Source organism: Deltaproteobacteria bacterium (genome assembly GCA_018668695.1).
Lineage (GTDB): Bacteria > Myxococcota > XYA12-FULL-58-9 > XYA12-FULL-58-9 > JABJBS01 > JABJBS01.
In genome coordinates this window covers 1-18,742 of sequence record JABJBS010000060.1, presented here as the reverse complement: position 1 = coordinate 18,742, position 18,742 = coordinate 1, and the positions used below count along the sequence as shown (strand labels likewise).

17 protein-coding genes are annotated in these 18,742 nt (G+C 51.0%); 11 read left to right on the top strand and 6 right to left on the bottom strand.

Annotated elements, in window-relative coordinates:
• Both HOK28_03370 and HOK28_03365 read right to left on the bottom strand, forming a co-directional pair.
• Nucleotides 1-651 (bottom strand): nucleotidyltransferase family protein (locus HOK28_03370; protein MBT6432106.1); only part of this gene is annotated, 651 nt, incomplete at its 3' end.
• 51 nt (nucleotides 652-702) lie between these two features.
• Nucleotides 703-3,741, bottom strand: a complete 3,039-nt coding sequence (locus tag HOK28_03365; GenBank protein MBT6432105.1) for a PDZ domain-containing protein — start codon at nucleotides 3,739-3,741, stop codon at nucleotides 703-705.
• 284 nt (nucleotides 3,742-4,025) lie between these two features.
• On the opposite strand from HOK28_03365, the gene HOK28_03360 reads away from it, so the two are divergent.
• The 4 genes from HOK28_03360 (at nucleotide 4,026) to HOK28_03345 (ending at nucleotide 6,307) form a co-directional block, all read left to right on the top strand.
• Nucleotides 4,026-4,967: a hypothetical protein gene (locus HOK28_03360; protein ID MBT6432104.1), complete on the top strand. Its 942-nt coding sequence runs from the start codon at nucleotides 4,026-4,028 to the stop codon at nucleotides 4,965-4,967.
• Between the two features lie 118 nt (nucleotides 4,968-5,085).
• The gene (gene rsfS / locus HOK28_03355) at nucleotides 5,086-5,457 is read left to right on the top strand and encodes a ribosome silencing factor (protein ID MBT6432103.1); all 372 of its coding nucleotides are present in this window, start codon (nucleotides 5,086-5,088) and stop codon (nucleotides 5,455-5,457) included.
• An 8-nt stretch (nucleotides 5,458-5,465) separates the two neighbouring features.
• Entirely contained in the window at nucleotides 5,466-5,912 is a 447-nt protein-coding gene (locus HOK28_03350; GenBank protein MBT6432102.1) for a 23S rRNA (pseudouridine(1915)-N(3))-methyltransferase RlmH, read from the top strand.
• 20 nt (nucleotides 5,913-5,932) lie between these two features.
• Nucleotides 5,933-6,307 carry a PilZ domain-containing protein gene (locus HOK28_03345; protein ID MBT6432101.1) on the top strand — a complete coding sequence of 125 codons (375 nt, stop codon included), beginning with the start codon at nucleotides 5,933-5,935 and terminating at the stop codon, nucleotides 6,305-6,307.
• Nucleotides 6,308-6,326: 19 nt separating this feature from the next.
• Here HOK28_03345 and HOK28_03340 read toward each other — a convergent pair whose 3' ends face one another.
• Both HOK28_03340 and HOK28_03335 read right to left on the bottom strand, forming a co-directional pair.
• A complete protein-coding gene (locus tag HOK28_03340) occupies nucleotides 6,327-7,151 on the bottom strand; it encodes a hypothetical protein (protein ID MBT6432100.1) in 825 nt (274 codons plus the stop codon).
• Nucleotides 7,151-8,734, bottom strand: a complete 1,584-nt coding sequence (locus HOK28_03335; GenBank protein MBT6432099.1) for a PEGA domain-containing protein — start codon at nucleotides 8,732-8,734, stop codon at nucleotides 7,151-7,153. Before HOK28_03335 ends, HOK28_03340 begins: the two co-directional genes overlap by 1 nt.
• A gap of 165 nt (nucleotides 8,735-8,899) precedes the next feature.
• Here HOK28_03335 and HOK28_03330 point away from each other — a divergent pair, with 165 nt between their 5' ends.
• From HOK28_03330 to HOK28_03300, 7 genes are all read left to right on the top strand, one after another.
• Nucleotides 8,900-9,226, top strand: coding sequence for a DnaJ domain-containing protein (locus HOK28_03330; GenBank protein MBT6432098.1), 327 nt, complete (start codon nucleotides 8,900-8,902; stop codon nucleotides 9,224-9,226).
• A 7-nt stretch (nucleotides 9,227-9,233) separates the two neighbouring features.
• The gene (locus HOK28_03325; GenBank protein MBT6432097.1) at nucleotides 9,234-10,013 is read left to right on the top strand and encodes an enoyl-CoA hydratase/isomerase family protein; all 780 of its coding nucleotides are present in this window, start codon (nucleotides 9,234-9,236) and stop codon (nucleotides 10,011-10,013) included.
• 9 nt (nucleotides 10,014-10,022) lie between these two features.
• Nucleotides 10,023-10,883, top strand: coding sequence for a 3-hydroxyacyl-CoA dehydrogenase family protein (locus HOK28_03320; protein MBT6432096.1), 861 nt, complete (start codon nucleotides 10,023-10,025; stop codon nucleotides 10,881-10,883).
• Nucleotides 10,884-10,969: 86 nt separating this feature from the next.
• Nucleotides 10,970-12,619, top strand: a complete 1,650-nt coding sequence (locus HOK28_03315; GenBank protein MBT6432095.1) for a benzoyl-CoA-dihydrodiol lyase — start codon at nucleotides 10,970-10,972, stop codon at nucleotides 12,617-12,619.
• A gap of 190 nt (nucleotides 12,620-12,809) precedes the next feature.
• Nucleotides 12,810-14,360: a 3,4-dehydroadipyl-CoA semialdehyde dehydrogenase gene (locus HOK28_03310; protein MBT6432094.1), complete on the top strand. Its 1,551-nt coding sequence runs from the start codon at nucleotides 12,810-12,812 to the stop codon at nucleotides 14,358-14,360.
• A gap of 2 nt (nucleotides 14,361-14,362) precedes the next feature.
• Nucleotides 14,363-15,415 (top strand): NAD-dependent epimerase/dehydratase family protein, encoded by a 1,053-nt coding sequence (locus HOK28_03305; protein ID MBT6432093.1) that lies wholly within the window; start codon nucleotides 14,363-14,365, stop codon nucleotides 15,413-15,415.
• Nucleotides 15,416-15,510: 95 nt separating this feature from the next.
• A complete protein-coding gene (locus HOK28_03300) occupies nucleotides 15,511-16,722 on the top strand; it encodes a protein kinase (GenBank protein ID MBT6432092.1) in 1,212 nt (403 codons plus the stop codon).
• A gap of 7 nt (nucleotides 16,723-16,729) precedes the next feature.
• Here HOK28_03300 and HOK28_03295 read toward each other — a convergent pair whose 3' ends face one another.
• Nucleotides 16,730-18,256, bottom strand: a complete 1,527-nt coding sequence (locus tag HOK28_03295; protein MBT6432091.1) for a hypothetical protein — start codon at nucleotides 18,254-18,256, stop codon at nucleotides 16,730-16,732.
• A gap of 111 nt (nucleotides 18,257-18,367) precedes the next feature.
• Nucleotides 18,368-18,742, bottom strand: a 375-nt coding sequence (locus HOK28_03290; GenBank protein MBT6432090.1) for a hypothetical protein, incomplete at its 5' end; no start/stop codon positions are given.

The window sequence follows — 18,742 nt, the reverse complement described above, 5'->3', positions numbered from 1 at the left end:
CGCCCAAAAACCGTCATTCATAAATGACATGAGCTTACTGCCGTTGGCCAAAGCCTTAATGTATCCGTAACGCACAATACAGGTCTCAACATCGGGTGGGATAAAATCGAGAAACTCAGGCTCTAGAATCTGAACACCTGTAAACATCACCGACTTTAAGCCTTCTTGCAGCTCACCTTGGCCGAGGATTCTGCCAATGCGACCAGCTTCATCGATTTCGATTTGGCCATAATCTTCTTGGTCATCTCCCTGTCGAACAACCATCGTCGCTAAAGCTTCACTTTCGCGGTGCTGTTCAATCGCTGCGCCGAGGTCAACATCAATTAGGGTATCGCTGTTCACAACGACGAAAGTTGAGTCACTGAGTTCTTCACGCATCCGGCGTAAACCGCCGCCCGTACCTAAAATCTCTTCTTCGACGCTGTAGGTGATTTTAACGCCGTAGTCGCTTCCATCACCTAAATATTCCTGACACTTCGCCGCGAGGTGATGCACGTTCACAATCACTTCAGTGATGCCGTGATGAGCCAGTAATTTAATCGCGTAACCGATAAGTGGAAGATTCCCAACGGGCAAAAGCGGCTTGGGAGTATGCTCTGTAATGGGAAGCATACGCTTACCAAAACCAGCTGCCAGTATAAAACCCTTCATGTCTTTGCCACCGAATCTACCTGGTTCTTCATCACTAGAAGCTCCAACAGGCTATTGATGCGAGCGCGTCTTATCAGAAGCATCACGCCCTGCCATGGTGTCCGCACCATCACGGTAAACACCAAACACACGTCGACTCACCAAATCTTTTGTTTCTCGAACAACAATGGTCACGATATTGGAACCATCTTCCACTGGTAGATCCATGGGTACTTCAATTCGATAAAGTCCATCCACCAGAGGGATCTCTGAAAGCGCCTTGTACAAAACTTTCTTATCATTCACGTAAACATACATGTCATTTAAACCCTCAGCGTCTTCGACCACTGCTGAGAATTTTAGATTGGAACCAGAGAGCCGAGTTTCCATCGTGCTTAAAGTAATGCGCGGCGCAGCTTGGCCCACGTTCCACTTCATCGGCTTCTTGCTAACTTTACCCTTGCGCGGCTTCACGTTGGCAAACGATACGAAACCATAACCATCACCAAAACGTACGCGGCGATAGCCTTTACCAAATACAGCTTCACTGCGCACCACACTGCCCACGGGAAGTGTACCCACCGTCATCGAGCTATCACTGGCAGCGGCATAAACTGCAACCGGCTTGTCACCTTTAACCACAACATTACGTGATTCCTTTTGACCTTTGACACCTTTGGTCACCGGCATTGCAATCACTTCGTTCACCGATGCGCCAAGTTCCGAATCCCAGATGCCAAGTCTGAGCTTTACCGGCCCGTCCTCAGGTGATTCGCTCACGCGAAAATCAAGATAGCCGACCTTAGATTCACCGGCCGCCAGTTTACCGAGGGTTGCACGGCCCACTTTTAAGAACATCGAGCTACCACTCATATTCTTTGCTGTGACCATTACCTCACCGCCAGAACCTTTGCCGATGTTGCTGACACGAATTTTCATCCGAACTTTTTCGCCAACTTGTAAGAGGCCATCTCCATTGCCGTTGCTGCGATCATCAAGCTGATACTGGTAGGCAAAGTGGGGTTTGGCTTGCGACTTTACGTCGGCAAATGCTGAAGCCGAGATGTTGTTACCAAGTCCGCCTTGATCTCCGATTTTAAAATTAACTAAATCACTGCGGCTTCCGAGGCCTGGCGGCAACTTAATCTTCGTTTCCCAAGATCGTGTCTCACCAGCCTTAAGTCGCCCAAAGGCAAACTCAAGTTTATCAAAAAATGGGTTGTCCGACTCTGTGACTCCGTAAACTTGCTCAAGTTGAGTTGATGTAATGTTTTTCGCAGTTGCTTTTAGAGTAAGTTCATCGCCAGAGCGAAAACCTTTCTCACTGGCTCCAACAAACTCCAGAGTAGCTTCCACTCCGCTTTCAGCCGGCGCCTGAAGCTTTTTAGAGGTCTTCCACGGCACACCCATTTTTTCAAAACGGTCTGCGATTCTCTTGGCTTCTACTGCGCTGCGGCTTGCAAAGAGTTCAGCCGAGTCTTTGAGTAAATCTTTACGCTTAATCGAGTTACTCCCCACTAGGATTTCGCGGGCCAGACCAATCTCGAAATCTACGGTGAATGCATCGTCGTTGTATTCTGCCTCAGGATCAGGCTCTTTCTCGTCTTCAACGAGATGAACCATACGCACAAACTTAGCAGGTTCTTCTTCAAGACCTTCGCTGTGGTCGAGGTGCTTGTTGAGATCCTTTTCACGTGGGTGTTCATCATCAACAAACACTTGGATGCGTTCATCGGTAATACTTGCCGGAATCAATTCAACATCTGGCTCAATACCAACGGACTGAATAGATATATCGCCAGGCGTTAGGTACTGCGCGATGGTAAGCTTAAGAGCTGAACGATCTTGAAAGTCATAGAGCACCTGAACAGAGCCCTTACCAAAAGTTTGTTGACCAACAACAATACCCCGGTTTTGGTTCTTAATGGCACCGGCCACAATCTCTGATGCTGAAGCACTGCCGCCATTCACCAGGACCACGATGGGGTAATCCATCTCAGTTCCAGCAAAATGTGCAGGGATGACTTCGCGCTTACGATTGCCTTCGCCCACTGTGATGACCAAAGCACCATGGTCGATGAAGCGGTCAGAAATCAGCTTGGCTTGGTCGAGTAGACCACCTGGATTGTTTCTCAAATCCAACACCAGGCCCTTGAGTTCATCGCTGTTCTCGACCTTGAGCTTCTCAAGATGCATATTCAAATCGTCGTAAGTATTGCCTTGGAAGTTTTTAATCTTCACGTAACCCACGCCATCTGCAAGCAACTTACTGGTAACGCTTTCAATTTTAATGATGGCTCGTCGCAGCTGAAATTTACGCGGCTCGCTCCATTTTTTACGCTGTACCCAAATATCAACAGGCGTTCCCGGCTTTCCGCGCAATCGCGAAACAGCTTCCTCAAGTCCCATATTGACCGTTGACTCGGCGCCTATCTTTACAATTTTATCTCGAGCTTTCAGCCCCGCACGCGATGCTGGTGTACCGCTGATAGGAGACATAATCGTGAGTGAGCCATCTCGAATCGAAATAACGATTCCCAGTCCGCCAAACTCACCTTTAGTTGAAAGCTTTACCTCGTCGAAACTCTCAGGTCTCAAAAGAACCGAGTGTGGATCAAGTGTTGAAAGCATTCCATTGATCGCAGCATATTCGATGCCCTTACGTTCATCTTCTTCTGAGACAGTATTTTGCATGAACCGGAAAATATCACGCAGCGCCATGGTGACTTCCCAAATCTGGTTCATCTCTCCAAGCTCAAAAACACGTGACTGCTTACCCACTTGAACGGTTAGGCGATTCTTCTCAAGCTCTTCACGAACGATAACTTCAGGCACTGATTTCTCAACATAGTCGAGGGCAGCCAGAAACATTTCACGAGGCTTCACGCGCTCAGGATCAACATAGTTTTCCCGCACCAAAAGCATCACGCGGCTCAAGGTCTGGTGGGAAGCAAGGTCGTAGCCTGAGTTAAAAAATCCACCTGAACCGGGTGCCGCTGAATCAGAAGACGCAAGTTGCGACTCTGAAGCTGACTGGTTCGATAATTCAGGATTCAAATCAGGATAGACCGTCAGAGCTACGGCGGCTACCGTCACCAAAAGACTTAGCATTAAAGTTACTCTCTTATTCTTGAACAACGGTGCGCTCCAAGGACGTAAGGCTTTATGCTCCTCCCACGCGCCGCATGAAGAGCATCCCGAACGGTAGTTCGGTAGACTATATAACTAGTGTCTAGTATGGGGCTTGAATTGGTGCAAGAAAACCTCCGCTTTGCTCACAATCCCTCTAAAAGCCCTTTAAATAACGCAGCGCAACACAAAACACTCAACGAGAATCAGATTTTAAACCTCAGCGCCTTCACCCTGTGAAGCAGCTGTGTCATAAAGCACCTGCTATGACTCACCAAATCTGCAAAATATTCCTGCTTTGTCTTATTTTTGGCAATACTTTGGCCTGTCAGTCCGATGGTCAGGCTGAAGTCATTCAAAAAGTGCCTGAAGCCTACACCGAACATCTGCGGGTAGCAGAGTTCCACAGTGATGAAGGCGTCCAAAATCGCATCTTAAATCTGACCTTTCAGGAAACTCAGGCCAGACTTACCTCACTTCTCTTTGAAGCCGAGAGCACCATGACCTTCCGGCGTGGCGAGGAAAAATGGGAACAAAAAGACAACTATGAAGCCGCCGTCGATGCCCTGGGACAACAACGCATCATCTTGAATACTCCCGAGCACCAAGTAGAAGCTTACCTCTTTGGCGACACACTCTACATCGGCCAGGACCAAGGTAAGTTGCGTGAGAAAGATGCTCGAGGCCTAGAACTCTCAGACTGGGGTGAATTGGCCTATTCCAGCCTTGCTCAAGCCCTCGCACCTTTCAGACCCAAACTCAGCTTCTCCCAGCCTTCCCCGGTGGAAGTTGGCAATCGGGCCGCTCTGCGCTTCAACCTTGAAACCAAAGAGGTAACACCGGCGCCAGCGGTCACAGAACTTCCAAGCCACGGCCGCCCAGTTCGTATTCCGGCTCTCTGGAGAGAACTTAGTCAAGCCACGGATATAGAGGGCTACCTCACAATAGATCGCGATACCGGGGTGATTCTACGCTCCAAAATCACTGGTAAATTAGAAGTCTCCGACCGTGAAGTTCACCCCACACAACTGGTTGTTCAGTACCAAAGTGGCATCACCGAGATCGGAAATTCCCAACCATTAACGAAGCCAGAACGTACGAGCCCCGAAGTAAGGCGCTCCGCTCCGGTATCTAAACCACTGCATTTCTTTCGTAAGCAGCTCAAAAAGCAGGCCGATGAGAACCCAAAAGAGGATCAAAAGGGTTAAGATCGCCTGAACTCCCTGTTTAATCTAAGAAAAAAACATTTTTCAATTTACAAAAGGCATAGGCTTACCCTATAGGCCGCGTGTTCGCGCTGAGAAGCGCCACCAAAGGAGTCAGAAGTTGGAAGCAGATAAACTGGCAGGTATTGTCGCCCAGGCAGCACTGGATAAAAAAGGCCAAGATGTATTGGTACTGGATGTCCGCGGCTTGTCCAGCTACGCAGACTTTCTCGTATTGGTCTCTGGAACCAGTGATCGACACGTTGAAGCGATTGCTCAAGGCGCCATTGGTGAGCTCAAGAACAACCACGACTTAATGAATAAAAGTGCTGAAGGCATGCGAAGCGGCCAATGGGCACTCGTTGATTTTGGTGATGTTATTCTTCACGTATTTCATCAGTTTACACGAGATGTCTACGCTCTTGAAGATCTCTGGAGCGAAGCTCCTCGCGAAACCGTCACCGACGAAGAACGCCCACACCAAATGGCATAAGAGCCCTCATGCTCTCTCACCGCGTCATTTGCGTTGGCCGTAAAGCCAAAGATCCCCAACTCGAAAGCGCCGAGCGATACCTCGATCGCTTAAAGAAGTGCACAAAAATTGACCTAATACGCCTTAAAGAAGGTACGATGTCTTCTGAGGGTGATGCCATCTTGAAAAGCATCGATGGATGTCATCAAGTCATTGCCCTCGATGAGCACGGCTTGCAGTGGTCAACCATGGAACTATCAGGACAGATTGTGAAGTGGAGAGACAGTGGTGTGGGATCAGTCGCCTGGATTATTGGCGGTGCCGACGGCTTAGACAGCCGGGTTAAAGAACGCGCCCACAAGACACTCTCACTCACAAAAATGACCCTTCCCCATCGGATGGCCCTGGCTTTGCTTTTAGAGCAGCTCTACCGCGTTGAGCAAATTAGGCTTGGCACGGGCTACCACCGCCCTTAGGGCGTTATTGGGGGTATTCAATGACCGTTCAAACAGATCCCACTGAACAACTTCGCCGTTACAACCGTTACCCTCTCTCCGTAGAGTTTAAATTAAGCGACTCCGAAGACCCTGTGCACGGTGAAATTCTTTTCGACACTGTAAACGTCAGCGCGGGCGGCGCATTTTTACGTTCAGATTTACTCATGGACATTGGCGCCAAAGTCGATGTGACCTTCAGCATGCCTGGACAAGACGAGTCATTTACGACCAAAGCGGTTGTAGCCTGGGTAACCCGCGGTAAGAGCGGCCGAAGAGAGCCTGGCATGGGCATCGAATTCACTGGACTCGATGACAAAGCAAAAGCACTGATCGATGGATTGATTCAAAAGACTCAAGAAACGCGGCTCGGCTAAACGCCTTCATTGTATCGGTTCAATTACCGCAACTCTCAGAGCAGTAGCCCAGCGTATCGTCGCTTCCTACACCCAAAGCACAGCAGAATTCTGCTTCGGAACAACTCGGATTGCTTCCACTAAGATCTGACTCTGGATTCCAAGCTCTATTACAATAACGGTTACACCGGTCGTCGACGCATAAAGAACCTCGATTGCATGGCTGAGAACCCACGGCACAGGTATCACCATCATCCTGAGCAGCTGTTGCATCCAAACACACCAGCTTCTGCTTACCGATGGCACCAACGGGCTGACAATAGGTTGGTTGCCCCGCGGTTGGCGCACAGGTGTCAGTGTAAGCATCCGGACCTGCCAATCCCCACATCACTTCACAACCGACCTGACAGATGCGCGTGCTATCGCTCACCTCAACGCAGGTATCTCCCAAATTGGTACAGTTGTCACCGTTGCATTGACAATCTTCACCGCTCTTACAAACATCTCCCGGCATGCACACGCCGCGAATCGTGCTATCCGAAACCGGCATACAATAATCACCGCGACCATCGACTCCCACATAAGGACAATCATCACTGGTATAAAAATAGCTGCACTTCGTTGTGCAAATGAGCTTCTTCTCCGGCGAGCAAATGTATTGAAAGTCGCATTGTATGTCGTCGGTACAAGTTTGGTTCTTCGCCAAGCTATGTTCCGTGACACATTCTGTAGCGCGGCAACTGTAACCCTCGAGACACGGGTTTTCCGGATCACAACGAAGCCCCTCAGCTTCCCAATCTAAGCTAGCACTGCATCCAACCAACGCTACCAAAGAGAAAAGTACAATCCATGGCCGAGCCATCATCAAAATTCTCCGTTGAGTTGTAAACTGCCGCCGTCCAGCATGGGTACCCACTGAAAACCCCAGCCACTGCCGCTTTGATTCATAACATCGTCAGCTGTAGCGCCCGGATACCAAAGCAGATGCAATAAGGTTCCTGTGATGACCGCTGAAACACCAACGCCAACTAAAATATCGCCGACCAGTGCCTTGTTTTGTCCTGAGCTTTTTAAAGCAGCCGCTTGATCGCTGCCTTGGAAAGGTCCTTGTGAGCCTGCTCGGTATTCATCGTTGTCTTGCTTCGCCAGCGCCCACATAGCACCGCCTGCACCTGCAGCTGCCAGGCCTGCTCCGATACTCGACCAAACCATAACCTGCTTGTAGGTGCTGCAAGCCATTCCCAAACAACTCTCAGCAAATGCCCAGGAATCTGCCGAATCCTTAGCCTTTTGCTCAGGTACCGCCATGGCCATTTCGCTGAACGAGGTTTTGAACAACATCGTTATTTCGCGCTCATATGTCTTTGGAACTGTGTCGTAGGAGAAGAGCTGTTCTCCGGATGCGCGCCACGCTTCTTGAGGCGTTGCGGCATTCAGATCCACCTGAGTGGCGTAAACTTTTACGGTTTCACCCTCAAGACGAACATCAACCAACATCAGAGAATCAATATCCAAAAAGGTACCAATCTCTTCTACTGCCGCGGGCAATGCGGAGCGGTTATCTCCCCTATCGCCGCTTGCCACCGAGTCTACGGCCGCCGCCGCTAGGCTATCAAAATCGTCAAAGTGATCCGTGGGCCGAAGCCGCGCCACTTCTTCAACCGTGCGGCCAGGCTTAACGCGAACGACCCGTCCCCAGCCTCGAAAACCGGGCTTAAGAAGACGAATGTGATGCTGCCCTGCTGTGAGCTCTCCAATATTTCCCGGAGTCACACCTCGAAAAACGCCATCGACATAAATTTTCGCATAGCTTGGATTAGATGAGAGTGAGAGAGAACCACGTTTTTGGGTTTGCCGGATCTTGATGGCTTTTTGAAAATGCTCGCGCATCCCAGGATTGTAGAGTCTCGGGTCGGGCTCAATCTGCGGATAAATCGACCAAGCATCCGCCATGGTCTGCCGAGCTTTATTCTCAGCGCCCTCGAGGCTGTAGATTGCACCCAGGAGCATGTAGATGTCCGCGATCTCCGCGTAGTTGCTCATATGACCGGTATGTCTTTGAAACTTATTGAGCGCCGTTCGCAGGTGCTCTTTGGCTCGATCAAGTTCGAACTCTTCATAGGCCGCCCGGCCCTGCGAGACCGAGACCCGCGCTGCCGCAAAGGATTGCTCGGCCCGCTCGAATGCAGGGTTACCGAGTACAACATCAAAATTTACCAAATCGTAGCGTTTATCTGCCGCAAGCTCAGCCTGAAAATAGTGGCCGACAAAAGCAGCTGCTTTATCACTGCCCGAGCCCGCACCACGGACCACGAGTGCCATACGCGGCGCGGCGTAGGCACTGCCGCACAAGCCTAGAAATACAAAGAAAGTACTCCCAAGAACCCATGTTCTACGAGCCAACTTACGCCGACCACGACGATGACCATTATCCGAACCTATTCGCATGATAAATCGATATCGAAACCAAGCCAGCGGAGCAAGAAAACCGTGTTTTCAAAGGGTTAGAATGCCTCATTTTGGACCCATTCGGAGCAAGATTCATGCTCCAAAGCAAATGACCTGGGTGGGAAACTTGACGAAACGCCTAAATCTGTGAGTTGTAGGGCCCAGATGAAACTTGTTAATTTTTTAGCCATGGCGGCGCTTGCCTATGTAATCGTGTGGATCTACCGGGACCTGCGGGAACAATTACGCGCCAAGGAAGCTGAAAACAGTCCGAAGACCACCAAGCCTCAAGCTTCCTCCAAATCTTATGAGACCCTGGGGATCTCAACCGATGCGACGCTCAAAGAAATCAAGAAAGCTTATCAAGCACTGATACAGCAATATCACCCAGACCGAGTGGCCGACATGGGACCCGAGCTTCGTGATGTGGCTGAAGAACGCACCAAAGAAATCAACGCCGCTTACGAAGAGCTTAAACGCCAACATCGTTAGGATGGTCATGACAGAAAATTCTTATAAAACTCTCTTGGTGACCGATTTAGCGCAGGGCGTGGTCTTGTGTACCTTTAATCGGCCCGATGTCCGCAATGCGCTCGATATCTCGATGGTTGAAGAGATTCGCAGTCTCCTCACAGCACTGACTCTTCGCGACGACGTTCGGGCACTGATTTTTACAGGCGCAGGCGGCAAAGCTTTTATCAGCGGAGCCGATATCGCTCAGCTCAAAGAGCGCGGTAAATTTGATGCGCTCAACCGAATCAACAGCGCTTTGTTTCGCGAGATCGAACAATTCCAGTGGCCCACCATTGCGGCCATCGACGGCTATGCCCTTGGCGGTGGTTGCGAGCTTGCCATGGCTTGCGACATCCGCATCGCAACCCAAAAGTCCAAACTCGGACAGCCCGAAGTGTCTCTGGGTATCATCCCCGGAGCCGGAGCAACTTACAGGTTACCGCGTCTGGTCGGTCAAGGAATGGCCAGAGAGCTTATCTACACTGGTCGCATCATCGATGCTCAGACCGCCGCCGATATCGGGCTTATCAATCGCGTGGTCGAAGCAGAGAGCGTTATGAGCGCAGCCACAGAGCTTGCCGAGGAAATCGCCCGCAACAGTGCCCTGGCGCTTCGTTTTGCCAAGCTGAGCCTAAACAACAGCCTTGAAGCCAGTCCAGAGGCTTGCATGGCTTATGAATCCACTGCCCAGGCATTACTTTTCGAAGATGAAGAAAAACATGCCCGCATGGGTAAATTCCTCGAACGTCGCAAGGCCAAGAAATAGGAACTCAACATGACCGACTCAGCCATCGTGATTCAAAAAGCGGCCATCATTGGCGCAGGTACTATGGGGCATGGCATCGCACAGGTTGCCGCTCAAAGTGGTGCTCAGGTCACGCTCATCGATATCAACCAAGATGCTGTTGAGCGCGGACGCACGGCCATCGAGAACAACCTCAACAAAGGCATCGCCAAGGGCAAAGTCAGTGAAGCTCAACGAGACGAAACTCTCGGGCGTATCACGATCAGTACCGAGTTAAGTGGCTGCAAAGGTGCTAACCTTGTGGTTGAAGCTGCTCCAGAACGCATTGACCTCAAACGCACGATATTTGAGGAAGTTTGTAAACACGTCGCAAGCGATGCACTCCTTGGCTCCAATACGTCCAGCTTAAGCATCACAGAACTTGCCGCCACCTGCACCCACCCCGAGCGATTCATTGGTACTCACTTTTTCAATCCGCCGCATATCTTAAAGCTCTTGGAGCTCATCAAGGCTGAGCAAACTTCTGACTCAACCGTTGAGAAAGCTCGGGCCATGGGCGACCAATTTGGTCGTGAGCTCGTCGTGATCAACGATAGCCCAGGTTTTGCCACCAGCCGCCTTGGTTTGATTCTCGGCATTGAAGCCATGCGCATGGTTCAAGAAGGAGTGGGCAGCCCGGAAGATATCGATCGGGCTATGGAACTTGGTTACCGCCACCCCATGGGACCACTTAAGCTCACAGATCTTGTGGGACTCGACGTCAGACTGGCGATTGCGGAGTATCTGCACAAAGAACTTGGGGAACAATTCCGTCCACCACCGCTTCTGCGCAAGATGGTAAGGGCTGGAAAGCTCGGTAAAAAGAGCGGCGAAGGCTTTTATCGCTGGTAATTCCAGGTACTTAGAGAATAACGCTCTGGGCCTTGATCATTGGGCCAAGGCCCCTTAAAACCGGCTCCACTCGAAGGGAGTCGACCATGTGCGCTGACGTAAGCCAAACAAAGCCTGATCCGATCCAATTTGAAACGCATCCTAGCCGTTACAAGCATCTCAACCTACGTGTTGAAGGGCCTGTAGCCACTTTGGGCATCGATATCAAAGAGAACGAGGGCATGAAGCCTGGCTATGTTCTCAAGCTCAACTCTTACGATTTAAGTGTCGACATCGAGCTTGCCGACGCCATTCAGCGGCTGCGGTTTGAGCATCCTGAAGTAAAATGCGTGATCGTCCAAAGTGACCAGGAAGGTATTTTCTCTTCCGGCGCAAATATCTTCATGCTCGGCGCCTCAACCCACGCCTTCAAGGTTAACTTTTGCAAGTACACCAACGAGACTCGTCTCTCGATGGAAGATGCCACCGAGTTCAGTGACCAGCACTACCTAGCAGCCCTTAATGGCACCTGCTCTGGCGGCGGTTACGAGCTGGCTCTCGCATGTGAAGAAATCATCCTCGTTGATGACCGGCGCTCAGCCGTTTCTCTTCCCGAAGTACCTTACCTCGGCGTGCTACCAGGTACCGGCGGACTCACCCGCGTTGTAGACAAGCGTAAGATTCGCCGCGACCGTGCCGATGTTTTCTGCACCCTTGCAGAAGGTATGAAAGGGAAGCGCGCGAAAAAATGGGGCTTTGTAGACGACGTAGTTCCTATGAGCCGTTTCTCTGAGGCCGTTACCAAGCGTGCTCAAGAGATTGCTGGTGAAGGTCATACCGGCCGTACCGGTATTGAACTTCATGCACTTGAGCCAAACATCACCGACGATGGTATCAGCTACAAGCATGTGAACCTGACCATCGACGATGCTGCACGAACTGCGACCTTGGTTATTACTGGACCTGACGAAGTCTCTGCGTTGCCTGACGGTGATGCGTCGGTAGATTGCAACTGGTACCCGATTCGTATGCACCGTGAGCTTGACGACGCACTTGTTCGTCTCCGGTTCAATCACCCCAATATCGGACTTGTGATTGTAAAGACGCAAGGAGATACGGCGAAGGTCTTAGAACTCGACGCGCAGCTTCTGGCCAATCAAGATAAGTGGTACGTCAAAGAAACTCTGCTTCTCATGAAGCGAGTTCTCAAGCGCATGGACTTAACCGCCAAGAGCTTCTTCGCATTGATTGAAGAAGGTTCGTGCTTCTCAGGTAGCTTTTTAGAATTCGCCCTGGCTGCAGACCGAACGTATATGCTCGACGAAGATGGCGTGACCATTCAGATGAGCGATCTCAACATGGGTACATTCCCAATGGGCAATGGCTTAAGCCGTTTGGAAACTCGCCTCATTGGCGAAACCGAACTCTTCAATGAGATCAAAGGCAACCGAGAAGCCATGGGCGGAATGGATGCCGAAGACGCGGGACTCATTACACTTGCCTATGATGAACTCGATTGGGACGACGAAATTCGCCTCGCACTTGAAGAACGTGCGGGACTGTCTCCAGATGCACTCACCGGTATGGAAGCATCGCTTCGTTTTGCTGGCCCTGAAACTTTAGAGACTAAAATCTTTGGTCGCTTAAGCGCTTGGCAAAACTGGATCTTCCAACGTCCAAATGCCGTAGGCCCTCAAGGAGCACTGACTCTTTACGGAAGCCCTGAAACCGCTGAGTTTGATTACAACCGAACCTAGCTCGAGTGAATTTCTTGTGGTGTTTATTAAAACACCGCACATCCTAAAACATACGTCGCCCGATGGCTGCGCGGCAACGCCCTGCGTCATGCCCACTGGTTTACAAGCCAAGCCAAAGCGCGTAAGGACCACCTGGACTGCCCCCTGAGGGCAGTCCAAAAGCAACCACCAAGCCTATTCGGGAGTTACGATGACCGTCTGTATTAGAAGTTATGTTTGTGCAAACTGGGTCACAGGAACCGGTGAGAAATCTCCGCTTTACAACCCCACCACCGAAGCTGTGGTTGCCGAAACCTCCACCGAAGGTGTGGACTTCAAAGAAGCTCTCGCGTTTGCTCGCGATACCGGCGGACCAGCACTGCGCGCCATGACTTTCGCTGAGCGCGGAGAGATGCTCGTCAACGTAGCGAAAGCCATTCACGAATACCGCGAAGAGCTTATCGACCTCGCCATCCAAAACGGTGGCAATACGCGCTCCGATGCAAAGTTTGATATCGATGGCGCAACCGGCACTCTGTCCTATTATGGAAAACTCGGCCAGAAGCTTGGCGCAGAAAAAGTAATCAACGATGGCGACGTCGTTCAACTTACGCGTAATCCACGCTGGGTCGGGCAGCACCTTTACACCCCGCTTCGCGGAGCAGCCATTCATATTAACGCTTTCAACTTTCCCGCCTGGGGAATGATGGAAAAAGCAGCATGCGCCCTTCTGGCCGGTATGCCCGTCGTGACCAAGCCTGCAACCAGCACCGCACTTGTGGCCTACCGCATGGCGGAGATTGCAATTGAATCAGGGCTTTTACCTAAGGGCAGCTTCTCCTTTATCGGCGGCAACCCTGGCGACCTACTCGACCACGCTGACTGGCAAGACGTCATCGCATTTACTGGCTCCTCAGACACGGGGCTTATGATTCGCAGCCGAGAAAACATTCTCAAGCATAACGTGCGGGTAAATGTTGAAGCCGACAGCCTCAACGCAGCTGTCCTCGGGCCGGACCTAAGCACCGACGACGAAACTTACGACCTCTTCCTTCGCGAAGTCGCTAAAGATATGACCCAAAAAGCTGGGCAAAAGTGTACCGCAATTCGTAGAATCTTGATCCCCAAAGACATGATGGATTCAGTTAAGGAAGACCTTAGCCGCGAGATAGCGACCGCACGGGTGGGCAACCCCGCTGAAAAAGGCGTAAAAGTTGGCCCACTGGCTACCGCTCGCCAAGTTAAAGATGCCCATACCGGTCTTGAAAGACTCAAAGAAGTTGCAACACCGGTTTACGGTGACGGTGGCCGAGCAGAATTGGTCGGCGTTGAGGGCGACAAAGGTTATTTCTTCTCACCCGTTCTTCTCGAAGCGAAGGATGCAAAAGCACCTGCGATTCATGACCGTGAAATCTTTGGCCCGGTGGCCACTTTGATTCCTTACAGCGGAAGCGCTGAAGAAGCGGCAGAGCTGCTCGGACTTGGTCGCGGAAGCTTGGTTTCAAGTGTTTATAGCGACAAAGCAGATTTCGCACTCAGCATGACGCTTGAAGTAGCACCCTTCTTAGGTAGGCTTCATCTGGCAAGTAAGAAAGTCGCTGAACTCTCAGCCGGACCCGGTGTGGTCATGCCAACACTTGTTCACGGCGGCCCAGGGCGTGCAGGAGGCGGTGAAGAACTCGGCGGTGAGCGTGGACTAACCTTCTACATGCAGCGAACAGCTGTGCAGGGTTATCAACCTCTTCTCGAAAAACTCAAATAATCATGATTGCCCTGGTAACTGGAGCCAATGGGCTTCTCGGCAATCATATCGTTCAGGCGCTTTTGCAAAAAGGCCACAGCGTGCGCGCTATGGTCCGCAAAACAAGCAACCTTAAAGCGCTTAAAGGCCTCGATATAGACTACGCTTACGGCGACGTAAGAGACGGGCAAGCTTTAAGAGCTGCCGCCGATGGCTGCGACACCATCTTTCACACAGCTGCGGTCTTTTCCTACTGGGGATTTTCTCAAGAAGAAATGGACCAAACGGCCCGTCAGGGTGCCATCAATGCAGTTGACGCCGCTAAAGACGCTGGCGTGAAAAGGCTCGTTCTCACCTCCAGTGCAGGGGTTCTTGGGCGCAACACCGACCAAACGCCGATGACTGAAAAGTCAGCTCCTAATCTCGACTCGATGCCGCAATATTTTCAGAGTAAGGCGCTTCAAGAAAAGGTTGCGATGGAGCATGCCCAAGAGCAAAAAGTTGATCTGGTCTGTGCCAACCCTGCGGTCATCCTTGGACCAAACGATCAAAAACCAAGTGCAAGCATGGGAACCATTACCAACTACCTCTTCGATCCTTTCAAATTAACTTGGCCAGGCGGCGTTAATATCGTTCATGCCGAAGATTGTGCCCGTGGGCATGTGCTGCTGGCTGAAAAAGGTGAATCCGGTGAACGTTACCTTCTCGGAGCGGATAATTGGCACTGGAAAAGGGTGCACGAAACCATCAGCCGGCTCTGTAATGTGAGCAAGCCCTCCGTGAGACTGAATTCCAAGACAGCCCTTTTCGGGGCCTCATTGATGGAATTAGGGTCTAAAATCACTGGGAAAGCGCCTCAAGCGACGCGAGATCAAGCCATGCAGGTGGGCCACTACTTTTGGTATAACCACACCAAGGCTTCTCGAATCGGTTATCGGTCACGCTCAACACGTGATGCTATTCTCGATACGCTGGCATGGCTCTTAGACAGCCCACATTTGGACGAAAAACAGCGCAATGGTCTAAAGCCCTCTGTAGAGCTGGAAACAGCCCGCAGGAAACAGCGCTCCAAGTGAGCCAACTGTTTATTATTGCGAAAAATTTCCCGGATAATTGAGCGAATCTGCCAAGATACGATAGAACGTATAAAGGGTAAGTAAATGAACGCCATATGGCGGGATGGAATATGAGCGATAAAGGCACAATTTTAATTGTCGACGACAGTGAGCCACACCGCGCAGTCATTGCTCGGGAGCTTGAGAAGGTCGGCTATAACACCGCTACAGCAGACAGTGGAGCCAAAGCCATTCAAGCGGTGGCGCAAGAAGCCATTGATCTTGTTTTACTCGACGTTGTCATGCCTGGACTCGATGGTTTTACGACCCTACGACAGCTACGCCGCAACAACACCACCCAGTCACTGCCCATTATTATGCTCACCGCTCGCGATGATGCCGAAGATGTCATTCAAGCACTCAGGCTCGGGGCCAACGACTACGCTGTGAAGCCAATTAGACTCAGTGAGCTGATGGGGCGAATCGAAACGCATCTTAAATTAAAACGCGGCAAGGATGAGAAACTCGGCCACTACCGACTTATCGGCAAGCTGGGTGAAGGTGCCATGGGCATCGTTTACGAAGCCGAAGAAATCAATGGAGAAGGACGGGCAGCCTTAAAAGTCTTGCCGCGTTCACTCACCTTGAAAAAGCAAGCCGTCCAACGCTTTCTTCAAGAAGGTTCTTTGATCTCAAAAGCAAATCACAAAAATGTAGTGAAGCTCTTTGATATTGGTCGTGACGGGGAAACCTACTACATCGCCATGGAATTGGTCATTGGTGAAACACTCGACAAACTCGCCCGGCGCAAACCGATGGAGCCTCAGCACTGCTTACAAGTAAGCCGCCAAGTCGCATTGGGACTCGAGCACCTTTATGAAGTCGGTGTAATCCATCGCGATATTAAGCCGCAAAATATTATGATCAATGCCAACGGTGATGTGAAAATTGCCGACTTTGGAATCGCCCGTGATACCAGCCGCGACCACCGGCTTACCCAAGAAGGCACCGGGCTCGGAAGCCTCGTGTATTCTGCGCCAGAACAAATTGGTGGCAAGGCTCAGCATCACGCAGATATGTATTCGCTTGGCTGCACCATGTTTGAAATGCTCGCCGGCCAATCCCCTTTTCCACGCGATAAAAATATCGAGTGGATGATTGAAGCGAAATACAAAAAAGTACCGAAGTTGCGTGATACGCGAAAAGATACGCCCAAAGAAATCGAAGCCTTGGTGCACCGCCTCATGCAGCCCAAGCCGCAGCAACGATTCGAGAGCTACCAAGATCTAATCGCCGCCATTGACGCTTTGATTGTTGTAGAAGAATAAAAGCGCCTTACGGGCTTGGAACTCCATGCCCAATCCCCAACACCCTTGGAAGATAAGTCTCATAATCGAATTGGTCTGAGTGCTCTTCGTTGTGGCATCCCGTACAAGTTGACTCGGTAGGCTTACGCACAAACTGAGTGCTCCACTGACTTCGATCCCCGGGCGCGAGTGAATGAGATTTCGCCGGGCCGTGGCAATTCTCACAGCCAACATTCGCAAACGGCTTTACATCTTGAAGCCTGCAATACCCGCCTGGTTTTTCGAAACCAACGCTATGACAACCCACGCAGCCCACGTCACAGTCCTTGCCTTTGTCCTGCAGTGTTTTCCAAGCATGGCTGTGCGCAGTTTTTTCATAAACCTCATAAGCGGCGACATGGCAGGTTCGACATGTTTGAGAACCCGCATACTCCTCGGTTTCTGACTGCACAGGCGGACACTTTAAGTCTTCGTGCGCGGCAAGAGTGAGCTTACAAAGAGACTTATTGTATTTGGTTAATACCTGCGTCGCCCAGCTCTGCGCCGCCGTATCTTGGCTGACCTCGTCAATTTCCCAGGTAACATAGCGCCCCTCTGGCGGTGTCGTTTGAATGGCCGCCAACTGCGCTTTAAGCTCCTCAAGCTTTGCACTGCGGGCCTCACGGCCAGGTCCCGGCTCCATCCGCTCAAGAGCACTTTCTAAACGGCTCATGCGCTTATCCAGTGCGCTCCTCTGACTTCTGCCTTCATCGTAATAACGAAAAGCGCCCGTGCCCTTCATGTGGAAGGTCAAGCTACCTAACCTCTGGCCACGGTCTCCTGCTTCAACCACTAAAGAATGACCTATTACCCGGGGTGCTCGAACTTCGTCTTCCCCACCAAGAACAATGATATCCACGCCGTCAATTTTCGCCGCCAAAGCCTCTCCCTCAGCTCCCCCGATTCCAACAAGGGCAAGCACCATGACCGCTCCTTGCCGGCGCAGCGCCAAAGCTCCTTGCGTATAACTATCGGCTTGATTCGATGCCTCAGCACCCGCGACTCCAATGATTCCAACTTTATGACCCCCGATTGTTCGCAACGCGCTGTCGGCTTTAAATCGTAATTCCGATGGGCCGCGAAGTCCGGAAAAAACCGGCAAGCGAAATGATTCTGCAAACTCTTGAAGACGCTGTGCACCCACTTCCACGTCGCGCTGGCCCGGCAAAATACCCATGGGTTTCAAGTTCTCAAGCACACTTGCTATGGCCCGAGCTTTTTCGTGTTCTTGCTGCACACGATGGCCTGGCGGGTTATCCAGTTCATAAAAAGTATTGCCGACTAAAAGAAGACCGAATGCTCCCGTCGCGTTTCGTTCAGAAACCAGCCCAGCCATACGGTCCAGTCCGCCCAAAGGGCGCGAGGTACAACCGCATGGCTCCGTGACCCCTCCCAGACCAGTTATAAAACCGATGCTGAATTCAGTCGTTGGCTTTTCCTCCAACGCTGTACTCTTACAACCGATTAAGCTGAGCCCAACCGCAAGAATCAATAAACACGTTTTATGCCACTGCATGACCAGGTCCTATACTGACAGAATTTTTCCTTCCTCAATATTTTAAGCTTGAAGGCATAAGAGAAATTTCATGCTCGGGAATCATTTGCTCCCCAAGCCTGGTTCTTTCGCTCACTGAGCCACACAAGCACATGATGAGGAATGAGACGTTAGTAACTTCGTCGCCCAAGGCAGCGGGCGATACTCGGGAGTAATCTGTTCAACGCTCCAACTGACATAACGTCCCTTGGGAGGCGAGGGTTGAAACGTCTTGATTTGAGTTCTTAATTCTTCGAGTTTCGTAATCCCTGTATCGCGGCCAGGTCCCGGCTCGATACTTTCTAAAGCCGCGCTCAAACGCTCGATGCTTTCATTTAAGGACTTTTTCTGACTTCTGCCCTCGTCATAAAAACGAAAAGGACCGTCGCCTTTCATGTGAAAATTCAAGCTACCCAAGTGCTGACCTTGGCTACCTGCCTCGACCACCAACGAACCCGCGATTACTCG